Genomic DNA, 19,615 nt, shown 5'->3' with positions numbered 1-19,615 from the left:
GACAGCCCCCTGCGCGGGGGTGACGTGGCCGTTCGACTGGAGTTGCACGTGGCCGGGCGCATCGAAGACTACGCACTCATCGGAGACATGCAGACCGCGGCACTGGTCTGCCGGGACGGCACGGTGGACTGGCTGTGCCTCCCCCGCTTCGACTCGCATGCCGTCTTCGCCGGCCTGCTGGGCACCGAGGAACACGGCTTCTGGCGGCTCGGCCCCGCCCATGCCGCCGACGCCAAGCCGCCCACGGCCGCCCGGCGCAGCTACCGGGGCGACTCGCTGATCCTGGAGTCGGAGTGGGACACCCCGCGCGGCACCGTGCGCGTGACCGATTTCATGCCCCCGCGTGACGGCGCCCCGCAGCTGATCCGGATCGTGGAGGGCGTCACCGGCCGGGTCCCGATGCGCTCCGCCCTGCGGATGCGGTTCTCCTACGGACGGGTGGTGCCGTGGGTGCACAAGCACGAGGGGCGCACGGTGGCCGTCGCCGGGCCGGACTCGGTCTGGTTCGACACGGAGGCGGAGACCTACGGCAAGGCGCTGACGACCTACGCCGACTTCACGGTCGCCCCGGGTGACCGGATCGCGTTCACCATCTCGTGGCAGCCCTCGCACAAGGAGCCGCCGCCGCTGCCGGAGCCGGAGGCCTCGCTGGAGGCCACGGAGGACTTCTGGCGCGAATGGGTGGAGCACTGTACGTACCACGGACCGTACCGCGAAGCGGTGATCCGCTCGCTGATCACCCTCAAGGCGCTGACGTACGCCCCCACCGGCGGCATCGTGGCCGCGCCCACCACCTCCCTGCCGGAGGACATCGGCGGCGTCCGCAACTGGGACTACCGCTACACCTGGCTGCGGGACGCGGCGATCACCCTGTCGTCGCTGCTGCGCACCGGCTACCGCGAGGAGGCCCGCGCCTGGCGCGAGTGGCTGCTCCGCGCGGTCGCGGGCGACCCGGAGAACCTGCAGATCATGTACGGCCTCGCGGGCGAGCGGGAGCTGGGCGAGGCCGAGCTGGACTGGCTGCCGGGCTACGAGAACTCCGCCCCGGTCCGGGTGGGCAACGGCGCCGCGCACCAGCTCCAGCTGGACGTGTACGGCGAGGTCACCGAGGCCCTGCACCTGGCCCACATGACCGGCTTGGCCCGGCACGACTACGCCTCCCTGCTGCAGCTGAAGCTGATCCGCTACCTGGAGGACCACTGGCAGGAGCCGGACGAGGGCATCTGGGAGGTGCGCGGCCCGCGCCGGCACTTCGTGCACTCCAAGGTGATGGCCTGGGTCGCGGTGGACCGCACCATCAAGCTCATCGAGTCCGGTGACGCGGACGGCCCGCTGGAGCGCTGGAAGGAGCTGCGCGACGACATCCACCGGGACGTGTGCGAGAAGGGCTACGACAAGGAGCGCAACACCTTCACCCAGTCGTACGGCTCCCAGGAGCTGGACGCCTCGCTGCTGCTCATCCCCCAGATGGGCTTCCTGCCGCCGGACGACAAGCGGGTGATCGGCACGATCGAGGCGATCCAGCGCGAGCTGTCCACCTCGGACGGGTTCATCCTGCGCTACCCGACCGAGGGGGAGCACGCGGGCGTGGACGGCCTGCCCGGCGACGAGGGCGCCTTCCTCGCCTGCTCGTTCTGGATGGCGGACGACCTGGCGATGATCGGCCGGGTGGACGAGGCCCGCAAGCTGTTCGAGAAGCTCCTGGCCCTGCGCAACGACCTCGGTCTGCTCGCCGAGGAGTGGGACCCGCGCCTGCAGCGCCAGGTCGGCAACTTCCCGCAGGCCTTCAGCCACGTTCCGCTGATCGACACGGCCCTGCGGCTGACGGCTTCGGGCGCGTACGGCGGCTGACGGGCACCGGCGGGCCGCGCGGCCCTAGGCTGGGAGTGTCACCGGTCCCTGCACGGAAGGGGGCGGCCATGGCTTCCCCTTCGAAGGCGGGCGCGGCCCTCGCCGCGCTCCGCGAGGATCTGGTGGGCGACGTGTTCGCCCCCGGCGACCGGGGCTACGACGAGGCCCGTACGGTCTTCAACGCGATGATCGACCGGCGGCCGGCGGTGATCGCCCAGTGCGCCGACGCCACCGACGTGGTCCGGGCGGTGCGCTTCGGCAGGGAGCTGGACCTGCACATCGCGGTGCGCGGCGGCGGCCACAGCGTCTCCGGGGCCGCGCTGGGCGACGGCGCGCTCGTGGTGGACCTGCGCCGGATGCACCAGGTGACCGTCGACCCGGCGACCGAGGCGGCCCGGGTCGAGGGCGGTGCGACGATGAGCCACCTGGACCGGGCCACCCAGCTCCACGGCCTCGCGACCACCGGCGGGCGCGCCTCCACCACCGGTGTCGGCGGCTTCGTCCTGGGCGGTGGCACCGGCTGGCTGGACCGGGCCTTCGGCCTCGCCGTCGACAACCTCGTCGGCGTGGAGCTGGTCACCGCCGACGCCGAGCGGGTGCACGCCAATCCCGACGAGAATCCCGAGCTCTTCTGGGCTCTGCACGGCGGGGGCGGCAACTTCGGCATCGCCACCGCGCTCACCCTGCAACTGTACGAGCTGCCGGAGTTCTCGATCGTCCTGCTGATGTTCCTGCCGCAGTTCGGACCCGACGTGACCCGCACCTTCCGCGAGATCATCCGGACCGGACCGGACGAGGTGAGCGGCGCGGTCCTCTTCATCACCGGTCCGCCCGAGGAGTTCACGCCGCCGGAGCTGGTGGGCAAGCTGGTGTGCGCCGCGCTGCTGACGTACGCGGGCGCCGAGGACGACCTGCGCAAGCTCGCCGAGCCGCTGCTGGCGCTGCCGCACGAGGTCGAGCTGGCCGGTGACATGCCGTACGTCGACGCGCAGTGCATGCTCGACGACCCGCCCGGGATGCGGAACCACTGGTCGGCGGAGTATCTGACCGGGCTGCCGGACGAGGCGGTGGACGTCTTCTGCGCCCGCGCGGACAGCATGCCGGTGCCGAGCAGCACCAAGCACCTGCTGTTCCCGCAGGGCGGGGCGATCGCCGCCGGTCCGCACGAGTACCCGGTGCCGTACCGGGACGCGGCCTGGGCCGCGCACCCGTTCGGCATCTGGCAGGACCCGGCCGACGACGAGCGGGCGGTCGCCTGGGTCCGGGCGGTGCGCGCCGACCTGCGGCCGTGGAGCACGGGTGCCGTCTACCTCAACTTCATCGGCGACGAGGGCCCCGAGCGGGTCAGGGCGGGCCTGGGCGAGGAGAACACGCTGCGCCTGGGGAAGGTGAAGCGGCGCTACGACCCGGACAACGTGTTCCGCTTCAACCACAACATCCGGCCGGTGTAGCCGCCCACCGGAGCTGACGTCGGGACGTTCACGCAGGTAGCGTCCGCTGCATGGACAGCCGTACGGACCACCGATTCGACACCCAGGGCGCCGGGATCACCGTGCAGCGGGCGCTGGAGCTGCCCGGGCTGCGCAGCGGGCTGCCGGAGATCCTCGCGGGGGCGGACCGGCTGGGGCGCACGGTGCGCTGGGTGCACGCGGGCGAGGTGCCCAACATCGCGTCGCTGCTCAAGGGCGGCGAGCTGCTGCTCACCACCGGCTACGGCCTGGGCACCCGCCCGGCCGAGCAGCGGGCGTTCGTGCGCACGCTCGCCGAGCGCGGGATCGCCGCCCTGGTGGTGGAGCTGGGCCCGCGCTTCGCCCGGCTGCCCTCCGCGCTGGTGGACACCGCCCGGGCGGCCGGGCTGCCGCTGGTGCAACTGCACCGCGAAGTGCCGTTCGTGACGGTGACGGAGGAGATCCACACCGAGATCGTCAACGGCCACTACGCGCTGCTCCAGCGGGCCGAGGAGGTGCACCGGCGCTGTACCGAGGCGCTGCTGGGCGGCGGCGGGGTGCCGCAGGTGCTGGGGATCCTGGCGGACTTCGGCGGCAACCCGGTGTTCCTGGAGACGGCCGACGGCCGCCTGCTGTACGCCGCCGGTGAGGGGCCCGAGGGGGCGGACCCGCTGCAGGTGTGGGAGGGGCTCAGGGGCCCGCACAAGGACGCGCCGCCGCCCGCCGGTTCGGTGCTGGTGGACGTGCCCGGCGGCGGTCCGGGGACGGCGGGGTCCGTGCGCGCCCGGCTGGTCCTGCTGCCGGTGCGCTCCCCGCTCTCCCCGGTGCACCGGATCGCCGCCGAACGGGCCGCCGGCATCCTGGCCGTGGTGCTGATGCAGGCCCGGCAGGAGGAGGAGCTGGCGGCGCGCGGACGCGGTGACTTCCTCACCGATCTCGCCGAGGGCCGGATCACGGCGGAGGACGCGCCGGCGCAGGCCCGGGTCCTCGGCTTCAAGCCCGGTGGCAGCCCGCTGCTGCCCGTGGTCATGCGGATCGGCGACACCCTGTCCCCCGGCGGAGGCTGGGCGGTGCTGGCGCGGGCGGTCTCGGAGGAGCTGGCCGCGGTGGGGGTGCCGGTGCTGCTGGGCGTGCGGCCGGTGGAGGGCCGGGTGCTGGTGCTGCTGGGCCTGCGCGCGGAGCCGGAGCGGCCGGCGGTGGCGGACCGGGTGGCGGCGGCGCTGCGGGCGGGCGTGGAGCGGGCCGGGATGCGGCGGCCCGGGTCGCCGCCGCCGGTCGTGGTGGTCGGGGTGGCGGGTGGCTGGGCCGCGGCGTCGGCGGGGCTGCGGCACGCGGCCGAGACGGCGACGGCGGCCGAGGGCCTCGGCGACCGTCCCTGGTACGACGCCCGCCGCCTGGACATCGACCTGCTGCTGTGGCGGCTGCGCGACCATCCGGACCTCGCCGCCTTCGTGGACCGCGCGATCGGCCCGCTGCGCGACCACGACCACCGCTCCAAGCCGCCGCTGCTGCCCACGCTGCAGACCTATCTGGCGCACGCCGGCCGCAAGGCGGAGACCGCGCGCGAGCTGCACCTGAACCGGCAGACGCTGTACAACCGCCTCGCCCGCATCGGGGAGTTGCTCGGCACCGACCTGGACGACCCGCAGACGGTCCTGGCGTTGAGCCTGGCCCTGCGCGCCCGCCGGCACGTGCCTTAGGCCCTGTCGTCGAACTCCCGCCTGCCCCGCGACGCCATGCACGCTCCCCCAGAAGGGGCACCCCCACTCGCCCCACCGGCCCCAGGCCCGAGTACATCCAGTACGAGGACCTGGGGCCGGCACTCCCCCAGCCTTCGGCCGGGGGGGACCCCCAGAGCAGGCACCTGACGCCGCAGAGCCCGCCCTCCGGGCGAACGACGGGAGTTTGACGACAGGACCTAGGTGCCCGGGGGCCTAGGCCAGCGGCCGGGGCTGGGTCAACTCGTCGTAGACGCTGAGCACTTGGGCGACGGTCTCGTCGTCCGTGGGCCAGCCGGCGGCCTGCCGCACGCCGCGCTCCCGCAGCAGCTCACGGCGCCCGGGATCGGCGAGCAGCGCCACGACCGTGTCGGCGAGCGCCTGCGGGTCGCCGTACGGGACGAGTTCGGCCGCGTCGCCGACGAGGTCCGGGATGCCGCCGACGCGGGTGGCGACGAGCGGCACGCGCGCGTACAGCGCCTCCTGGGCGAGGACGGAGCGCGACTCCCAACTGCTGGTCAGCAGGGCCAGGTCGGCGGCGGCGAGCAGCTCGGGCACGTCGTCGCGGTGGCCCACGAGCCGCACCGGCAGCGCCTCGTCCTCGATCCGCCGCTGCAGCACCGGGCGCAGCGGCCCCTCGCCCGCGACGACGACCAGCGGCAGCGGGTCCAGGTCCCGCCAGGCGCGCGCCGCGTCGAGCAGGACCTCGTAGCCGCGGTGCCGGTCGAGGGAGCCGACCGCGATCAGCAACGGGCGGCCGGTGGCGCCGACTTCGGCCCGGATCTTGGACCGCAGCCGGTCGGGGTCCTCCGGGTCGGGGGTCCGGCGCTGTCCCGGCAGGCCGACCGCCGCGAGCCGGGCGTCCCGCGCCCCGGTGCGCCGGGCCCGCTCCACCAGGTCGGGGCTGGTACCGAGGACCACGGCGGCCGTCCTCACCACCCGGCGCTCCAGCAGCCGCAGCAGGTGCGCCCGGGCGCCCTCCGCCCGGGCGCGGTTGTGCCAGGTGACCACGAGCGGGGTGTGCCGGCCGCCGAGGGCGAGGACGGCCCGGAAGGAGGCGTGCAGGCCGTGCGCGTGCACCAGGTCGGCGTCGGCGCAGGCCGCCCGGAGCGCGGCCACCGAGGCCGGGTCGCTGCTGCGTGGCACGTGCACGTGTGCGGCGCCGGTCCCGGTGAAGTCGTAGGCCCGGTCGGCCTCCACGGGGGCGCACACCGTGACCCGTACGCCCCTGGCCACCAGCCCCTCGGCCAGGGAGCGCACGTGCGCGCTGCTGCCGGCGTTGCCCCCGCCCAGCACCTGCACGGTGCGCAGCGGCGACTGGCCGTGCGGTGCGTTGCTGCTCAGGGGGCTCACGGGGCCGGGCTCCTGGTTCGGCGTGGGGCGGTCACGAGGGAACGTACAGAAGGTAGCGGGATCACAGGGGCGGAAGGTCGTACCCCGCGCGCCTCCCGCGCGGACCGTGCTCATGCCCAAGCATGCCAGGAGGCGGCCTCGTTCCGGGAAATCCCGGAGGGCGCACTGTGCGGCGGGCCGGGGCAGTGCGCCGGAGCACGTCACCCACACGGGTGAGGGGGCGAGGGCGCACCCGAACTCCGTACGAGCGCGTTCCACGAGGTCAGACGCTCACAGCGCCCGCGCCCACGCGGTGACCCGGTCTCCGTGCACGGCGGCGGTCACCAGGGCGGCGGCGTGCGCGAGCAGTCCCGCGCGCCGATTGCCCGCCACCACGGCCGCCCCCAGCGCGGCCCCCAGTGCGTGCGCCCCCGTGTCCCCGATCATCATGCGCTCGCCCAGGTCGTCGGGGAGCACGGCCGCGGCGGCGCCCGTCGCGGCGGCGGCCAGCGCACCGCCGGGCCCCTTCCGCAGCAGCCCCGGCGCGCCGAGCGCGAGCACCGCTCCGGCGGCCCGCCCGGGCCGCACGTCGACGAGGTTGACGAAGTGCGCCGCACCGGCGATCACCACCCCGGCGAGCACCTTGTCCAGCGGCCGCTCCTTCAGCAGCGCGCCCGCGGCCAGCCCGGCGGCCGAGATCCCGAACAACTTCACGGCCCCGCTGGTGACCTCACCGCCTCGCAGCGCGCCGAGATGAGCCCGCAAGCCCCGCCGGTGATCTCCGGCGACATCGTCGTACGCCCCGCAGAGACCGGCGGCGAGCACGGCCGCACCGGCGGCGGGATGCACCCGGGCGGCTCCCGCGGCCGCCGCCAAGGCCGCCGCGGGCCCGGCGTACAGGCCGACGGTCCGCCCGGCGTAGTTCTTCCGCTCCCAGCGCGCGCGGGTGCCGGGAGCGGTTCTGCGCAGGAGCCCCATGCCCGCACGCGTCACCCCCGCGGCCACCGCGAAGCTGCTCCGCCTGCCCACCTGAACGGATTCCTCCTAGCCGTCCGCCCGGGCGGCGGCGAGGAGTTCCTCCGCGTGGGCGCGGGCCGTCTCGGAGTCCTCCTGGCCCGCCAGCATCCGGGACAGCTCGCGGACGCGTTCCTCGCCCTCCAGGACCTTCACACCGGACCGGGTGACGGAGCCGTCGTTGGTCTTCTCCACCAGCAGCTGCCGGTCGGCGAACGCGGCGACCTGCGGGAGGTGGGTGACGACCACGACCTGCGCGCTCTTGGCGAGCTTCGCCAGGCGCCGGCCGATCTCGACCGCCGCCTTGCCGCCGACACCGGCGTCGACCTCGTCGAAGAGATACGTCGGCACGGGGTCGGTGCCCGCGAACACGACCTCCACGGCGAGCATCACCCGGGACAGCTCACCACCGGACGCGCCCTTGGCGATGGGCCGGGGCGGGGCACCTGGGTGCGGGGCGAGCAGCAGCTCGACCTCGTCGACGCCCGACGGCCCGTACGCGACCGCACGCCCGTCGACCTCGACGCCCTCCGGGTCCTCGGTCTGCCGCAGGGCGAAGGACACGCGCGCGTGGGGCATCGCCAGCGAGGCCAGCTCGGCGGTCACGGCGGCGGCGAACCGCTCGGCGGCCTCCGCCCGCGCATCCGACAGGGCCTGCGCCAGCCCGCCCAGTTCGGTGCGCAGCGCGTCCCGCTCCGCGGTCAGCTCCCCGGTCCGCTCGTCGTCGCCGTCCAGCTCGGTGAGCCGGGCGGCGCTCTGCTCGGCCCAGGCCAGCACACCGGCCACGTCCTGCCCGTACTTGCGCGTGAGGGCGGTCAGCGCGGCCCGGCGCTCCTCCACCGCGGCCAGCCGCAGCGGGTCGGCGTCCAGGTCGTCGGCGTACCCCGCCAGCTCACCGGCGACGTCACCGAGCAGGATCCCGATCTCCCCGATCCGGTCGGCGAGCGCGGCCAGCGCCGGGTCGTGGGAGCGCACGGCCTCCAGCGCCCGGTGCGCGCCCGCGACGAGCGTCGAGGCGTCGATCCCCTCGGGGTCCTCGGGATTGCCCGCGAGAGCTGCGTGCGCGGCCGTGGCGGCGGACGACAGGGCCTCGGCGTGCCCCAGCCGCTCCGCCTCCTCGGCGAGCTCCACGTCCTCCCCGGCCCGTGGCTCGACGGCGGCGACCTCGTCGAGCCCGTACCGCAGCATGTCGGCTTCCTGCGCCCGCTCACGCGCACGCGTGACGATCTCCTCCAGCTCGGCGGAGACCGCCCGCAGCCGTCGGTAGGCCTCGGTGTACTTGGCGAGCGGCCCGGCGACGGCGTCGCCCGCGTACCGGTCCAGCGCCTGCCGCTGCCGGGACAGCTTCAGCAGCCCCTGCTGATCGGTCTGCCCGTGCACGGCCACCAGGTCGTCGGCCAGCTCGGCGAGCAGCCCGACCGGCACCGAGCGCCCGCCCAGATGGGCGCGGGAACGCCCCTCGGCGGAAACGGTACGGCTGATCAGCAGGGCCCCGTCGTCCAGCTCCGCCCCGGCCTCCTCGGCCCGTACGACGGCGGCGGCGTCCCCGCGGACGGCGATCCGCCCCTCCACCACCGCCTTCTCGGCGCCGATCCGCACGAGCGCCGGGTCCGCCCGGCCACCGAGCAGCAGCCCGAGGCTGGTGACCACCATGGTCTTGCCCGCACCCGTCTCACCGGTGACGGCGGTGAACCCGGGCGACAGTTCGACGACGGCATCGTCGATGACCCCGAGCGACCGTATCCGCATCTCCTCCAACACGGAACAGACCTTACGAGGTCTGGGGTGGCGAGTGCACATGGCCCGCCCATGTCACTCGGTGGAGTGGTGCGGTGCCCCCCGCCACCCGGTGGTCGGCAGCGCGAACTTCGCGACAAGCCGGTCGGTGAACGACGAATGGTGCAACCGGGCCAGCCGCACCGGCACCGCTCCCCGCCGGACCTCCACCCGTGCCCCGGGCGGCAGCTCGACCGTCCGCCGCCCGTCGCACCACAGCACGCCCGGCGGGATGTGCGGCAGCACCTCCACGGCGAGCACGGAGTCCGGCGAGGTGACCAGCGGCTTCGCGAACAGCGCGTGCGCGCTGATCGGCACCATCAGCAGCGCCTCCACCTCGGGCCACACCACCGGCCCGCCGGCGGAGAAGGCGTACGCCGTCGACCCGGTGGGCGTGGACAGGACCACCCCGTCGCACCCGAACCCGGTCACCGGCCGACCGTCGATCTCCAGCACGACTTCCAGCAGCTTCTCCGCGCCGGCCTTCTGCACGGCCGCCTCGTTCAGCGCCCAGTCGGTGTGCACGATGTCCCCGTTGCGGTGTACGACGACGTCGACGGTCATCCGCTCCTCGACCTCGTACGACCGAGCCACCACGCGGTCGACCACCCGATCGAGGTCGTCGCGCTCGGCCTCGGCGAGGAACCCCACCCGCCCGAGGTTGACGCCGAGCATCGGCACCCCCGACGCCCGCGCGAACTCTGCGCCGCGCAGCAGCGTGCCGTCACCGCCGAGGACGATGAGCAGCTCGCAGCCGTCGAGGCACTGCGGGGTCGCCTCCTTGACCAGCCCCACCTCGTCCGGCAGCGGCAGATCGCGCGCCTCCTCCTCCAGCACCCGCACCCCGATGCCGTGCCGCAGCAGCCCCTTCACCACGAGTTCCGCACTGCGGATCGCCGCGGGCCGCCCGGTGTGGGCCAGCAGGAAAACCGTACGCGCCAGGTTCTGTGTCAACGCGGCCCCTCCGCCACTGCTCGGTCGACGTCGGCCGGGTCCAGTTCGGGGGCACCGGACCGCAGCCACAGAAAGTATTCGACATTGCCCGAGGGACCGGGCAGCGGACTCGCGGTGACGCCCCGCACCCCGAGCCCCAGCTCCCAGGCCTTCTCGGCCACTCCCCGCACGGCCTCCGCCCGCAGCTGCGGACTCCGTACGACACCCCCGCTGCCGAGCCGTTCCTTCCCCACCTCGAACTGCGGCTTGACCATCATCACCAGGTCGGCGTCCGGCTTCACGCACCGCTTCAGGGCGGGCAGCACCAGCCCGAGCGGAATGAAGGACAGATCGCCCACGACAAGATCCACAGGTTCCCCATCGATCGCCTCAAGCGTCAACTCGCGTACGTTCGTACGGTCCTTGACGGTGACGCGTTCATCGCTCTGCAGCGTCCAGGCGAGCTGGCCGTAGCCGACGTCCACCGCGACGACGTGCGCCGCGCCCGCCCGCAGCAGCACATCGGTGAAGCCGCCGGTGGAGGCTCCGGCGTCCACCGCGCGCCGGCCCTCGACCACGAGCCCCTGCGGCACGAAGGCCTCGAGCGCGCCGGCGAGCTTGTGCCCGCCCCGGGAGACGTAGTCCGGGTCGCCGTCGTCGGTCTGGACCACGATCGCCGCGGCGGTCTCCACCTGCGTGGCCGGCTTCGTCGCCACGGTCTTGCCGACGGTGACCCGCCCAGCGGCGATCAGCTGGCTGGCGTGCTCGCGCGAGCGCGCGAGCTTCCGGCGGACCAGCTCCGCGTCCAGACGACGGCGTGCGACTCCTGCCACGTTCGGTTCAGCTCCTGTGTCGGTACGCCGGTGACGGCGCTTGTCGGTGCGAGATCAAAAGGTGCGACCCGAAGGGTCTCATCGAGGGGCGGCGGTGGGGTGACGGGTGGGAGCCGGAGGTCCCGGGCGGGCGTCGAGCGCGGTCAGCGCGTCACGCAGCCCCCGGTGTACATCCTCGTACACCTCGAGGTGCCCGTCGGTGGCGAGGTGGTCGGCGTCGCCCAGCCGGTCCAGCCGGGCGTCGACCTCGGCGTCGCCGGTGGGGGTGCGCGGGACGTCCAGGGGGGCGGGCGCTGCGGGGTCGTACGCCTCCGGTGCCTCCACCGCCCCCCGTACCGCGTCCTGCGGGATCTCCGTCTGCGCTGCCGAGTCGTTCATGCCCAGACGCTACCGCGAACCGCTGGGGTACCGTCGTGGGCGATGGCCACGATCGAGGAGTGCCGCGCCGCACTGGAAAAGCTTTCGGACAACATGCAGGGCGCCGAGGGCGACGTTCGTGCGGCCGCCGCCATGGACCGCTCGGTGAGCTGCCACATCACCGACCTGGACGTCACCTTCACCGGCCGGATGACCGGCGGCCGGATCGAGGTGGAGGAGACCCGTCCCGGGCCTCCGCGGGAGAAGGCCCAGATCAGGCTCGCCATGGCCGGGGAGGACCTGGTGGCCCTGGTGGACGGCGAGCTGAACTTCGCGACCGCCTGGGGCAGGGGCCGGGTGAGGCTGGAGGCGAGCCTGCTGGACCTGTTCCGGCTCAGGAAGCTGCTGTGACCCGTGCCTTGCGTGCGGCCGGCACCACCAGCGGCGTCCCCGTCTCCGGGTCGTCGATGACCTGACAGCGCAGCCCGAAGACCTCCTCCACCAGCTCGGCGGTGACGATGTCGTTCGGGGCGCCCTCGGCGATCACCGTGCCGCCGCGCAGGGCGATGAGGTGGGTGGCGTAGCGGGCGGCGTGGTTGAGGTCGTGCAGCACCGCCACCAGCGTCCGCCCCTGCTCCTCGTGCAGCTCGGCGCACAGGTCGAGGACGTCGATCTGGTGCTGGATGTCCAGGTAGGTGGTCGGCTCGTCCAGGAGCAGCAGCGGGGTCTGCTGGGCGAGCGCCATGGCGATCCACACGCGCTGGCGCTGCCCCCCGGACAGCTCGTCGACGTACCGCTCGGCCAGCTCGGCGACACCCGTCCGCCGCATCGACTCCTGGACGACCCGCTCGTCCTCGGCGGACCACTGGCGCAGCAGGCCCTGGTGCGGGTAGCGGCCCCGGCCGACGAGGTCGGCGACCGTGATGCCGTCGGGCGCGACGGACGACTGCGGCAGCAGGCCGAGGGTCCGCGCGACCTTCTTGGCGGGCATCGACTGGATGGCCTGCCCGTCGAGCAGCACCCGGCCCCGGCTGGGCCTGAGCATCCGTGACAGCGCCCGCAGCAGGGTCGACTTGCCGCACGCGTTCGGGCCGACGATCACCGTGAAGGAGTTGTCGGGGATCTGGACCGACAGCTGCTCGGCGATGACGCGCCGGTCGTAGGCGAGGGTGACGCTCTCGGCGGACAGGCGGTTCACAGTGCTCCTTGTCGTGTTCGTGGGGGTGCTGTTCGTGGGGTTGCCGCTCATATCCGGCCGGCCCGGCGCTCGGTGACCAGCAGCCACAGCAGATAGGCGCCGCCGAGGACCCCGGTGACCACGCCGACGGGCAGCTGGTCGGCGCCGAAGGCGCGCTGCGAGGCCCAGTCGGCGGCGACCAGCAGGGCGGCCCCCATGCAGAGGGACGGCAGCAGGTTCGGACCCGGCGAACGGGTCAGCCGCCGGGCCAGCTGGGGCGCGGTGAGCGCGACGAAGCTGACGGGGCCCGCGGCCGCCGTGGCGGCGGCGGTGAGCAGGACGGCGCAGACCATCAGCACCAGCCGGACCCGCTGCACACGCACACCGAGGGCGTGGGAGACGTCGTCGCCCATCTCCATCATCCTCAGGCCGCGCGCGTTGACGAGGACCAGCGGCACGAGGACGGCGCACACGGCGAGCAGCGGCCGGACCTGGTCCCAGTCGCGGCCGTCGAGGGAGCCGGTCATCCACACCACCGCGCGGGCCGCGTCGACCAGATCGGCCTTGGTGAGCAGATAGCCGTTGACGGCCGTGGCGATCGTGTTGACGCCGATGCCGACCAGAACCAGACGGTATCCGTGCACGCCCTGTTTCCAGGCCAGCAGATAGATGGCCAGACCGGTCAGCAGGCCGCCGGCCAGGGCGCCCACGGTGACCTGGGCGGCGCTGCCGGACAGCAGCACGATGACGACCAGCGCGCCGGCCGTGGACCCCTGGGACAGGCCGAGCACGTCCGGGCTGCCCAGCGGGTTGCGGGAGACGGCCTGGAACAGCGCGCCGCCGAGACCGAGCGAGGCGCCGACCAGCAGGCCGACCAGCACGCGCGGCAGACGCAGTTCGTCGACGATGAAGTGCTGGTACGCGGTGCCGTTCCCGGCGAGCGTCCTGAGCACGCCGGACACGGGGATCTCGGCGTCCCCGGTGCCGATCAGCGCGACACCGGCGGCGCCGGCGGCGGCCAGCAGCAGGACGACGACGGTCAGGGCACGCGGGTCCAGGCGCAAGGAGAGCCCGCCGGGAGTGCGTACGGCCCGTACGGCCCGGTTCATGGAGCGGGTCTTCACAGCTGGGCCGTCCTCCGCCGTCGTACGAGCAGGATGAAGACCGGGCCGCCGATGAGCGCGGTGACGACGCCCACCTGGAGCTCGGCGGGGCGGGCCACGACCCGGCCGACGACGTCGGCGCCGAGCAGCAGCACCGGGGACAGGACCGTGGCGTACGGCAGGATCCAGCGCAGGTCGGGGCCGGTGAAAGAGCGCACGACATGCGGGACCATCAGGCCGACGAACATGATCGGGCCGCAGGCCGCGGTCGCGGCGCCGCACAGCACGGTCGCGGCCAGCATGGCCAGGGCGCGGGTGCGGCCCAGTTGGGCGCCGAGGGCACGGGCGGTGTCGTCGCCCATCTCCACGGCGTTCAGCGGCCGGGCCAGCGCGAGCGCGAGGACCGCGCCGGCCGCCAGGAACGGCAGCACCTGCGTGATGGTCGAGGTGGTGGCCGAGGCCAGCGAACCCACCGTCCAGAAGCGCATCTTGCCCAGCGCCGCGTCATCCATGATCATCACGGCCTGGAGGTAGCCGTACAGGGCGGCACTGATCGCCGTACCGGCGAGCGCGAGCCGCACCGGGGTGGCGCCCCGGCTGCCGCCCAGGAACCACACCAGCGCGCCGACGGCGGCGGCGCCGAGGAAGGCGAACCACACGTAGCCACTGAGGCTCGTGACGCCGAACCAGGTGATGGCCGTGACGACGGCCGCCGAGGCACCCGCGTTGATGCCGAGCAGCCCGGGCTCGGCCAGCGGGTTGCGGGTGAGCGCCTGCAGCACCGCGCCCGACAGGCCGAGCGCGGCGCCGACCAGCAGGCCGAGGACCGTGCGCGAGAGCCGCTCGTCCACGACGACGTCGCCGTACGTCCCCGTGTCATGGAACAGGCCGTGCCAGACCTGGTCCGGCGACAGCGCTTTGGCGCCGATCGCGATGCTCGCCAGGGCGACGAGCACCAGGATCGCGGCGGAGACCAGGAGCCCAAGGGCCCGTGTCGCCTGGCGGGTTGGGGGCGCGGAGGCGGACTCCGCGCGCTGTTCCGTAGGACTGTCGACCAACACGAGGTTAGGTTAGCCTACCCTCGCCTCCGATCTCGATCCCTCGCACTCCTCGATCCCGCGCACCGCTCGATCCCCCGGGCACTCCTCGGGACCTCACAGTCCGAGACGCGCCAGCGCCTTCCCGCCGTCCAGCTCGCAGGAGCCCTCGCCGGCCGCCGTCCAGGCCGCCGCGCACAACGCCCGCAGCCCGTCCAGCGCCTCGCCGTCGCCCTCCAGCTCCAGCCGGTCCGCCCCGGCCCGCGCCGTGAACCCGCCGCACCGAGAACCGTCACCCGATCCGGTGATCTCCGGCTGCCCGGTGAGCAGCCCGCGCAGATCGGCGTCGACGAACGTCGGCCGGTGCTGCGGCGGCGCCGCCAGCAGCTGGGCGCCGTCGGTGACACCCGTCAGCACCAGCAGCGAGTCCACCCCGCCGTTGAACGCCCCCTCGATGTCCGTGTCCAGCCGGTCCCCGACCACCAGCGGCCGCCGGGCACCCGTCCGGATGATCGTCTCCCGGTGCATCGGCGGCAGCGGCTTGCCCGCCACCTGCGGCTCCTTGCCGGTCGCGATCCGCACGACCTCCACCGCCGCCCCGTTGCCCGGCGCGATCCCGCGCCCGCTCGGAATCGTCAGATCGGTGTTGGACGCGAACCACGGCACGCCGCGCGCCACCGCGTAGGAGGCCTCCGCGAACCGCCCCCAGGTCAGCTCCGGCCCGCCGAACCCCTGCACGACCGCCGCCGGGTCGTCGTCCGCGGACTCCACCGGCACCAGGCCGCGCTCGCGCAGCGCCACCCGCAGCCCCTCGCCGCCGATCACCAGCACCCGCGACCCCGCCGGCACCTGCTCACTGATCAGCCGCGCCACGGCCTGCGCGGAGGTGATCACGTCGTCCGCGCCCGTCGGTATGCCCAGCTCCGTCAGGTGCCCGGCCACCGCGTCGGGCGTACGCAGCGCGTTGTTGGTGACGTACGCGAGACGCATCCCGCCCGAGCGTGCCGACGCCAGCGAGTCGACCGCGTGCGCGATCGCGCTCCCGCCCGCGTACACCACCCCGTCCAGATCGAGCAGCGCCGTGTCGTACGCCTCGCTCAGGGGCCGCCCACTGCCCTCGGGCCTCGTCCTGACGCCCTGGCTCATGTCCACATCGCTCCTCGTTCACTCGCCTTTCCCCCGATCATGCCCCACCCCACCGACGCACGTACGATGCCGGGATGAAGACAGCAGGTCCCTCGGAAGCAACGGCGCGCCGAGGCCTGGAACTCACACCGTTCCGAGGCCTCCGCTACGACCCCGACCGGGTCGGCAGCCTGGCCTCCGTCACGTCTCCTCCGTACGACGTCGTCGTACGTCCCGACGGGGTGCACCACCTCCAGTCGGCCGACCCGCACAACATCGTCCGGCTGATCCTGCCCCAGGCCGGCACCCCCAGCGCCCGTACCGAACAGGCGGCGGACACCCTGCGCCGCTGGCTGGACGAGGGCATCCTCACCGCGGACCCCGAACCCGGCCTGTACGTCTACGAACAGCGCGACGGCAACGGCATGCTCCAGCGCGGCGTCATCGGCGCCCTGCGCGTCTCGGAACCCACCGAGGGCGTGGTGCTGCCGCACGAGGACGTCATGCCACCCGTGGTGGCGGACCGGGCGGCCCTGATGCGCGCCACGCGCGCGAACCTGGAGCCGCTGCTGCTCACCTACCGCGGCAACGGCACGGCGGCCGAGGTCGTCGAACGCACCGCGGAACGCCCCCCGCTGCTCGCCACCACCACCGAGGACGGCTTCCACCACCGCCTGTGGGCGATCACCGACCCGGCCGAGGTCGCCCGCGTCCAGTCCGACCTGGCCCGGCAACAGGCCCTGATCGCCGACGGCCACCACCGCTGGGCCACCTACCTGCGGCTGCGCGAGGAGCACCCCTCCCCCAGCCCCTGGGACCACGGCCTCGTCCTCCTGGTGGACACCGCCCGCTACCCCCTGCGCGTCCGAGCGATCCACCGCCTGCTCCACGGCCTGCCGGTCGCGGACGCGCTGACGGCCGTGGACGGCCTGTTCCGGGTACGGCACCTCGACGTACCGCTGTCCGACGCCCTGGAGACGCTGGCGGACGCCTCCTGCGCGGGCAACGCCTTCCTGCTCGCCGGCGACGGCTCCTTCCACCTCCTCGACCGCCCGGACCCGGACCTGCTGGCCCGCACCATTCCGGCGGACCGCCCCGGCGCCTGGCGCTCCCTGGACGCCACGGTCCTGCACGCCACGCTGCTGGAGCACGTCTGGCACATCCCCGAGGACTCCCCCGCCCACATCGCCTACATCCACGACACGGCCGCGACGGTCGAGAAGGCGGAACGCGACGGCGGTACGGCCGTCCTCATGCACCCCGTCCGCGAGGAGGTCGTCCGCGACCTGGCCCGGCAGGGCGTGACGATGCCACGCAAGTCGACGTCGTTCGGCCCGAAGCCGGCGTCCGGGCTGGTGCTGCGGGCGCTGGAGATCTGAGCCCCCTGAACGCCGAAGAGGGCAGGCCCCCTGGGAGCCTGCCCTCTTCTCGTCTCGGCTTCTCGTCTCGGCTTCCCGACTCACCGACTACGGGTCGGTCGGTGAGATCGGTCGGTCCGGCCGGTCAGTCCTCGTCGCCGTCCTCCTGCGCCGGCTTCTCGGGCGCGTCCTTCTCGGGCGCGTCGTTCTCGGGCGCGTCGTTCTCGGGCGCGTCCTCGCCCTCGTCGAGGGCGTCGACGAACTCCACTCCGTCCAGCTCGGCGAGCCGGTCCGAGGCGTCCGTGCTGCCGTCCCGGTCGGCCTCGACCGCCTTGGCGAACCACTCCCGCGCCTCGCGGTCACGGCCGCCGGCCAGCAGCGCGTCGGCGTACGCGTAGCGCAGCCGCGCGGTCCACGGCTGGACCGAGTTGGAGGCCAGCTCGGGGCTCTGCAGGGTCACGATGGCAGCGTCCAGCTGGCCCATGTCACGCCGGGCACCGGCCGCGACGAGCCGCATCTCGACCTGACCGGCCTTGTCCAGCTTCTGCACGTCCGGGGCGCCGGCCATGTCCAGCGCCTTCTCCGGCCGCCCGAGCCCACGCTCGCAGTCGGCCATCACCGGCCACAGCTCCGCGCTGCCCGTCATGCGCCGGGCGGCCCGGAACTCGGCGAGCGCCTCGCTGTACTTCTGGTTGGCGTACGCGGCGAACCCGCCGGCCTCGCGCACGGCGGCCACACGGGACGCCAGACGCAGGGCCACCTTGGAGTAGCCGTAGGCGCCCTCGGGGTCCTCGTCGATGAGCCGGGCGACCATCACCAGGTTCTTGGCGACGTCCTCAGCGAGCGTCTTGGGCAGGCTCTGCAGCTCCTGCCGGACGTCCTTGTCGATCTCGTCACCGGTGACGTCCTCCGGGATCGGCAGCCGCTTGATCGGCTCCCGGTCCCGGTCGCGGTCCCGCTCGTCACGGAAACGGCCACCGCCGCGCCGGTCGTCGCGTCCGTCGCGCCCACGGAAGCCGCCGGGCCGACCACCGCGGTCGTCCCGCCGGGGCCCACGGCCACCACGGTCGTCCCGCCCGCGGAAGCCACCGCGGTCCTCACCGCGCCGGTCGTCACGGCGGTCGTCGCGCCGCTCGCCACGGTCTCGGTCGTCACGGCGGTCATCGCGGCGGTCGTCGCGGCGGTCGTCGCGGCGGAAGCCACCGCGGCTGTCGTCGCGCCGGCCGTATCCAGCGCGGTCGTCGTCGCGGCGGTAGGACGGGCGGTCGCCCCGGTCACCGCGGTCGTCGCGGCGGAAACCGCGGTCGCCTCGGTCGTCGCGGCGGTCGTCCCGACGCGGCCCACGGTCACGGTCGTCCCGGTGGAACGCCGGACGCGAACCCCGGTCACCCTCACGACGATCGTCCCTGCGACCGCCGAAACCGCCCCGGTCACCACGGTCGCCGTAACCACCACGGCGGTCGTCACGCCGGTCGTCGCGGCGCTCGCCACCGCGGTCGTCACGGCGGAAGCCACCGCGCTCGCCACGGTCACGGTCATCACGGCGGTCATCACGGCGGTCGTCGCGGCGGTCGTCGCGGCGGTCGTCGCGGCGGTCGTCGCGGCGGTCGTCGCGGCGGTCGTCGCGGCGGAAGCCACCGCGGCTGTCGTCGCGCCGGCCGTATCCAGCGCGGTCGTCGTCGCGGCGGTAGGACGGGCGGTCGCCCCGGTCACCGCGGTCGTCGCGGCGGAAACCGCGGTCGCCTCGGTCGTCGCGGCGGTCGTCCCGACGCGGCCCACGGTCACGGTCGTCCCGGTGGAACGCCGGACGCGAACCCCGGTCACCCTCACGACGATCGTCCCTGCGACCGCCGAAACCGCCCCGGTCACCACGGTCGCCGTAACCACCACGGCGGTCGTCACGCCGGTCGTCGCGGCGCTCGCCACCGCGGTCGTCACGGCGGAAGCCACCGCGCTCGCCACGGTCACGGTCATCACGGCGGTCATCACGGCGGTCATCACGGCGGAACCCACCGCGGCTGTCGTCGCGCCGGCCGTATCCACCCCGGTCGCTGTCGCGACGGTCGTCACGGCGGTCACCGCGGTAACCGCCACGATCACCACGGTCACCACTGTCCCGTCGCCGCTGGTCGCGCTCCGGTCGGTCGTCGGGAGAGTTGGTGGACATGGTGACTCCTGTCTTAGGTACCGCAAGCATTGTAAAAACGAAAGGACCCCTGGTCCCAGCTGAACGCTGGGACCAGGGGTCCTTCCAAAGATTGTTCGGCGGCGTCCTACTCTCCCACAGGGTCCCCCCTGCAGTACCATCGGCGCTGTGAGGCTTAGCTTCCGGGTTCGAAATGTAACCGGGCGTTTCCCTCACGCTATGACCACCGAAACCCTAATGGTTTCGAGCGAACAAGCACACTTTGTAGTTATGCGTTCTGCTCTAGCCGGCAACAGTCGTTGCCTCAGAACTAACACAGTGGACGCGAGCAACTGAGGACAAGCCCTCGGCCTATTAGTACCGGTCACCTCCACACGTTACCGTGCTTCCAGATCCGGCCTATCAAC

At 73.8% G+C, this 19,615-nt stretch carries 17 protein-coding genes and 2 rRNA genes; 6 read left to right on the top strand and 13 right to left on the bottom strand.

Annotated features, from left to right (window positions below):
* Positions 1-48: 48 nt before the first annotated feature.
* The 3 genes from AB0N17_RS11020 to AB0N17_RS11010 all read left to right on the top strand — a co-directional run bounded on the left by AB0N17_RS11020 (position 49) and on the right by AB0N17_RS11010 (position 4,999).
* The gene (locus AB0N17_RS11020; protein WP_366011075.1) at positions 49-1,851 is read left to right on the top strand and encodes a glycoside hydrolase family 15 protein; all 1,803 of its coding nucleotides are present in this window, start codon (positions 49-51) and stop codon (positions 1,849-1,851) included.
* A 68-nt stretch (positions 1,852-1,919) separates the two neighbouring features.
* Positions 1,920-3,302, top strand: coding sequence for an FAD-binding oxidoreductase (locus AB0N17_RS11015; RefSeq protein WP_366010884.1), 1,383 nt, complete (start codon positions 1,920-1,922; stop codon positions 3,300-3,302).
* Between the two features lie 50 nt (positions 3,303-3,352).
* Complete coding sequence (locus AB0N17_RS11010; protein ID WP_366010883.1) at positions 3,353-4,999, top strand: PucR family transcriptional regulator ligand-binding domain-containing protein; 1,647 nt, start codon at positions 3,353-3,355, stop codon at positions 4,997-4,999.
* A 234-nt stretch (positions 5,000-5,233) separates the two neighbouring features.
* On the opposite strand, the gene AB0N17_RS11005 is transcribed toward AB0N17_RS11010, so the two are convergent.
* The 6 genes from AB0N17_RS11005 to AB0N17_RS10980 all read right to left on the bottom strand — a co-directional run bounded on the left by AB0N17_RS11005 (position 5,234) and on the right by AB0N17_RS10980 (position 11,283).
* Positions 5,234-6,370: a glycosyltransferase family 4 protein gene (locus tag AB0N17_RS11005; protein ID WP_366010882.1), complete on the bottom strand. Its 1,137-nt coding sequence runs from the start codon at positions 6,368-6,370 to the stop codon at positions 5,234-5,236.
* Positions 6,371-6,640: 270 nt separating this feature from the next.
* A complete protein-coding gene (locus AB0N17_RS11000; protein ID WP_366011074.1) occupies positions 6,641-7,327 on the bottom strand; it encodes a hypothetical protein in 687 nt (228 codons plus the stop codon).
* A gap of 66 nt (positions 7,328-7,393) precedes the next feature.
* The gene (recN, locus tag AB0N17_RS10995; protein WP_366011072.1) at positions 7,394-9,112 is read right to left on the bottom strand and encodes a DNA repair protein RecN; all 1,719 of its coding nucleotides are present in this window, start codon (positions 9,110-9,112) and stop codon (positions 7,394-7,396) included.
* Between the two features lie 63 nt (positions 9,113-9,175).
* Positions 9,176-10,093 carry an NAD kinase gene (locus AB0N17_RS10990; RefSeq protein WP_366010881.1) on the bottom strand — a complete coding sequence of 306 codons (918 nt, stop codon included), beginning with the start codon at positions 10,091-10,093 and terminating at the stop codon, positions 9,176-9,178.
* Positions 10,090-10,905 carry a TlyA family RNA methyltransferase gene (locus tag AB0N17_RS10985; protein WP_366010880.1) on the bottom strand — a complete coding sequence of 272 codons (816 nt, stop codon included), beginning with the start codon at positions 10,903-10,905 and terminating at the stop codon, positions 10,090-10,092. Before AB0N17_RS10985 ends, AB0N17_RS10990 begins: the two co-directional genes overlap by 4 nt.
* A gap of 78 nt (positions 10,906-10,983) precedes the next feature.
* On the bottom strand, positions 10,984-11,283 hold the full coding sequence (locus AB0N17_RS10980) for a hypothetical protein (protein ID WP_366010879.1): 300 nt from the start codon (positions 11,281-11,283) through the stop codon (positions 10,984-10,986).
* 42 nt (positions 11,284-11,325) lie between these two features.
* On the opposite strand from AB0N17_RS10980, the gene AB0N17_RS10975 reads away from it, so the two are divergent.
* Positions 11,326-11,673 (top strand): SCP2 sterol-binding domain-containing protein, encoded by a 348-nt coding sequence (locus tag AB0N17_RS10975; protein ID WP_366010878.1) that lies wholly within the window; start codon positions 11,326-11,328, stop codon positions 11,671-11,673.
* Here the strand turns inward: AB0N17_RS10975 and AB0N17_RS10970 are convergent.
* The 4 genes from AB0N17_RS10970 to AB0N17_RS10955 all read right to left on the bottom strand — a co-directional run bounded on the left by AB0N17_RS10970 (position 11,657) and on the right by AB0N17_RS10955 (position 15,725).
* Complete coding sequence (locus tag AB0N17_RS10970) at positions 11,657-12,511, bottom strand: ABC transporter ATP-binding protein (protein WP_366010877.1); 855 nt, start codon at positions 12,509-12,511, stop codon at positions 11,657-11,659. The two genes, AB0N17_RS10975 and AB0N17_RS10970, sit on opposite strands and share 17 nt — an antisense overlap.
* The gene (locus tag AB0N17_RS10965) at positions 12,508-13,548 is read right to left on the bottom strand and encodes an iron chelate uptake ABC transporter family permease subunit (protein WP_366011071.1); all 1,041 of its coding nucleotides are present in this window, start codon (positions 13,546-13,548) and stop codon (positions 12,508-12,510) included. Before AB0N17_RS10965 ends, AB0N17_RS10970 begins: the two co-directional genes overlap by 4 nt.
* An 11-nt stretch (positions 13,549-13,559) precedes the next feature.
* Positions 13,560-14,603, bottom strand: a complete 1,044-nt coding sequence (locus tag AB0N17_RS10960; RefSeq protein ID WP_366010876.1) for an iron chelate uptake ABC transporter family permease subunit — start codon at positions 14,601-14,603, stop codon at positions 13,560-13,562.
* Positions 14,604-14,696: 93 nt separating this feature from the next.
* On the bottom strand, positions 14,697-15,725 hold the full coding sequence (locus tag AB0N17_RS10955) for an HAD-IIA family hydrolase (RefSeq protein WP_366010875.1): 1,029 nt from the start codon (positions 15,723-15,725) through the stop codon (positions 14,697-14,699).
* Positions 15,726-15,799: 74 nt separating this feature from the next.
* On the opposite strand from AB0N17_RS10955, the gene AB0N17_RS10950 reads away from it, so the two are divergent.
* Complete coding sequence (locus AB0N17_RS10950; protein WP_366010874.1) at positions 15,800-17,083, top strand: DUF1015 domain-containing protein; 1,284 nt, start codon at positions 15,800-15,802, stop codon at positions 17,081-17,083.
* 124 nt (positions 17,084-17,207) lie between these two features.
* Here AB0N17_RS10950 and AB0N17_RS10945 read toward each other — a convergent pair whose 3' ends face one another.
* A complete protein-coding gene (locus AB0N17_RS10945) occupies positions 17,208-17,984 on the bottom strand; it encodes a hypothetical protein (RefSeq protein WP_366011070.1) in 777 nt (258 codons plus the stop codon).
* A 438-nt stretch (positions 17,985-18,422) separates the two neighbouring features.
* On the opposite strand from AB0N17_RS10945, the gene AB0N17_RS10940 reads away from it, so the two are divergent.
* Positions 18,423-19,292 (top strand): hypothetical protein, encoded by an 870-nt coding sequence (locus tag AB0N17_RS10940; protein ID WP_366011084.1) that lies wholly within the window; start codon positions 18,423-18,425, stop codon positions 19,290-19,292.
* 30 nt (positions 19,293-19,322) lie between these two features.
* Here the strand turns inward: AB0N17_RS10940 and rrf are convergent.
* Positions 19,323-19,439, bottom strand: a 5S ribosomal RNA gene (gene rrf, locus AB0N17_RS10935).
* Positions 19,440-19,542: 103 nt separating this feature from the next.
* Positions 19,543-19,615: ribosomal RNA gene (locus AB0N17_RS10930) — 23S ribosomal RNA — on the bottom strand; the annotation flags it as partial.

It is taken from the genome of Streptomyces sp. NPDC051133, from assembly GCF_040682635.1.
Classification (GTDB): Bacteria; Actinomycetota; Actinomycetes; order Streptomycetales; family Streptomycetaceae; genus Streptomyces.
The sequence above is the reverse complement of the archived record's forward strand: the minus strand, read 5'-3'. Positions and strand labels throughout refer to the sequence as shown.

Excerpts from the sequence above, each read along its gene's own strand:
- AB0N17_RS11000 (WP_366011074.1), bottom strand. The coding sequence starts at position 7,327 with ATGGGGCTCCTGCGCAGAACCGCTCCCGGCACCCGCGCGCGCTGGGAG.
- AB0N17_RS11015 (WP_366010884.1), top strand. The coding sequence starts at position 1,920 with ATGGCTTCCCCTTCGAAGGCGGGCGCGGCCCTCGCCGCGCTCCGCGAG.
- AB0N17_RS10970 (WP_366010877.1), bottom strand. The coding sequence starts at position 12,511 with ATGAGCGGCAACCCCACGAACAGCACCCCCACGAACACGACAAGGAGC.
- AB0N17_RS10965 (WP_366011071.1), bottom strand. The coding sequence starts at position 13,548 with ATGAACCGGGCCGTACGGGCCGTACGCACTCCCGGCGGGCTCTCCTTG.
- AB0N17_RS10955 (WP_366010875.1), bottom strand. The coding sequence starts at position 15,725 with ATGAGCCAGGGCGTCAGGACGAGGCCCGAGGGCAGTGGGCGGCCCCTG.
- AB0N17_RS11010 (WP_366010883.1), top strand. The coding sequence starts at position 3,353 with ATGGACAGCCGTACGGACCACCGATTCGACACCCAGGGCGCCGGGATC.
- AB0N17_RS10975 (WP_366010878.1), top strand. The coding sequence starts at position 11,326 with ATGGCCACGATCGAGGAGTGCCGCGCCGCACTGGAAAAGCTTTCGGAC.
- recN (WP_366011072.1), bottom strand. The coding sequence starts at position 9,112 with ATGCGGATACGGTCGCTCGGGGTCATCGACGATGCCGTCGTCGAACTG.
- AB0N17_RS10950 (WP_366010874.1), top strand. The coding sequence starts at position 15,800 with ATGAAGACAGCAGGTCCCTCGGAAGCAACGGCGCGCCGAGGCCTGGAA.
- AB0N17_RS10980 (WP_366010879.1), bottom strand. The coding sequence starts at position 11,283 with ATGAACGACTCGGCAGCGCAGACGGAGATCCCGCAGGACGCGGTACGG.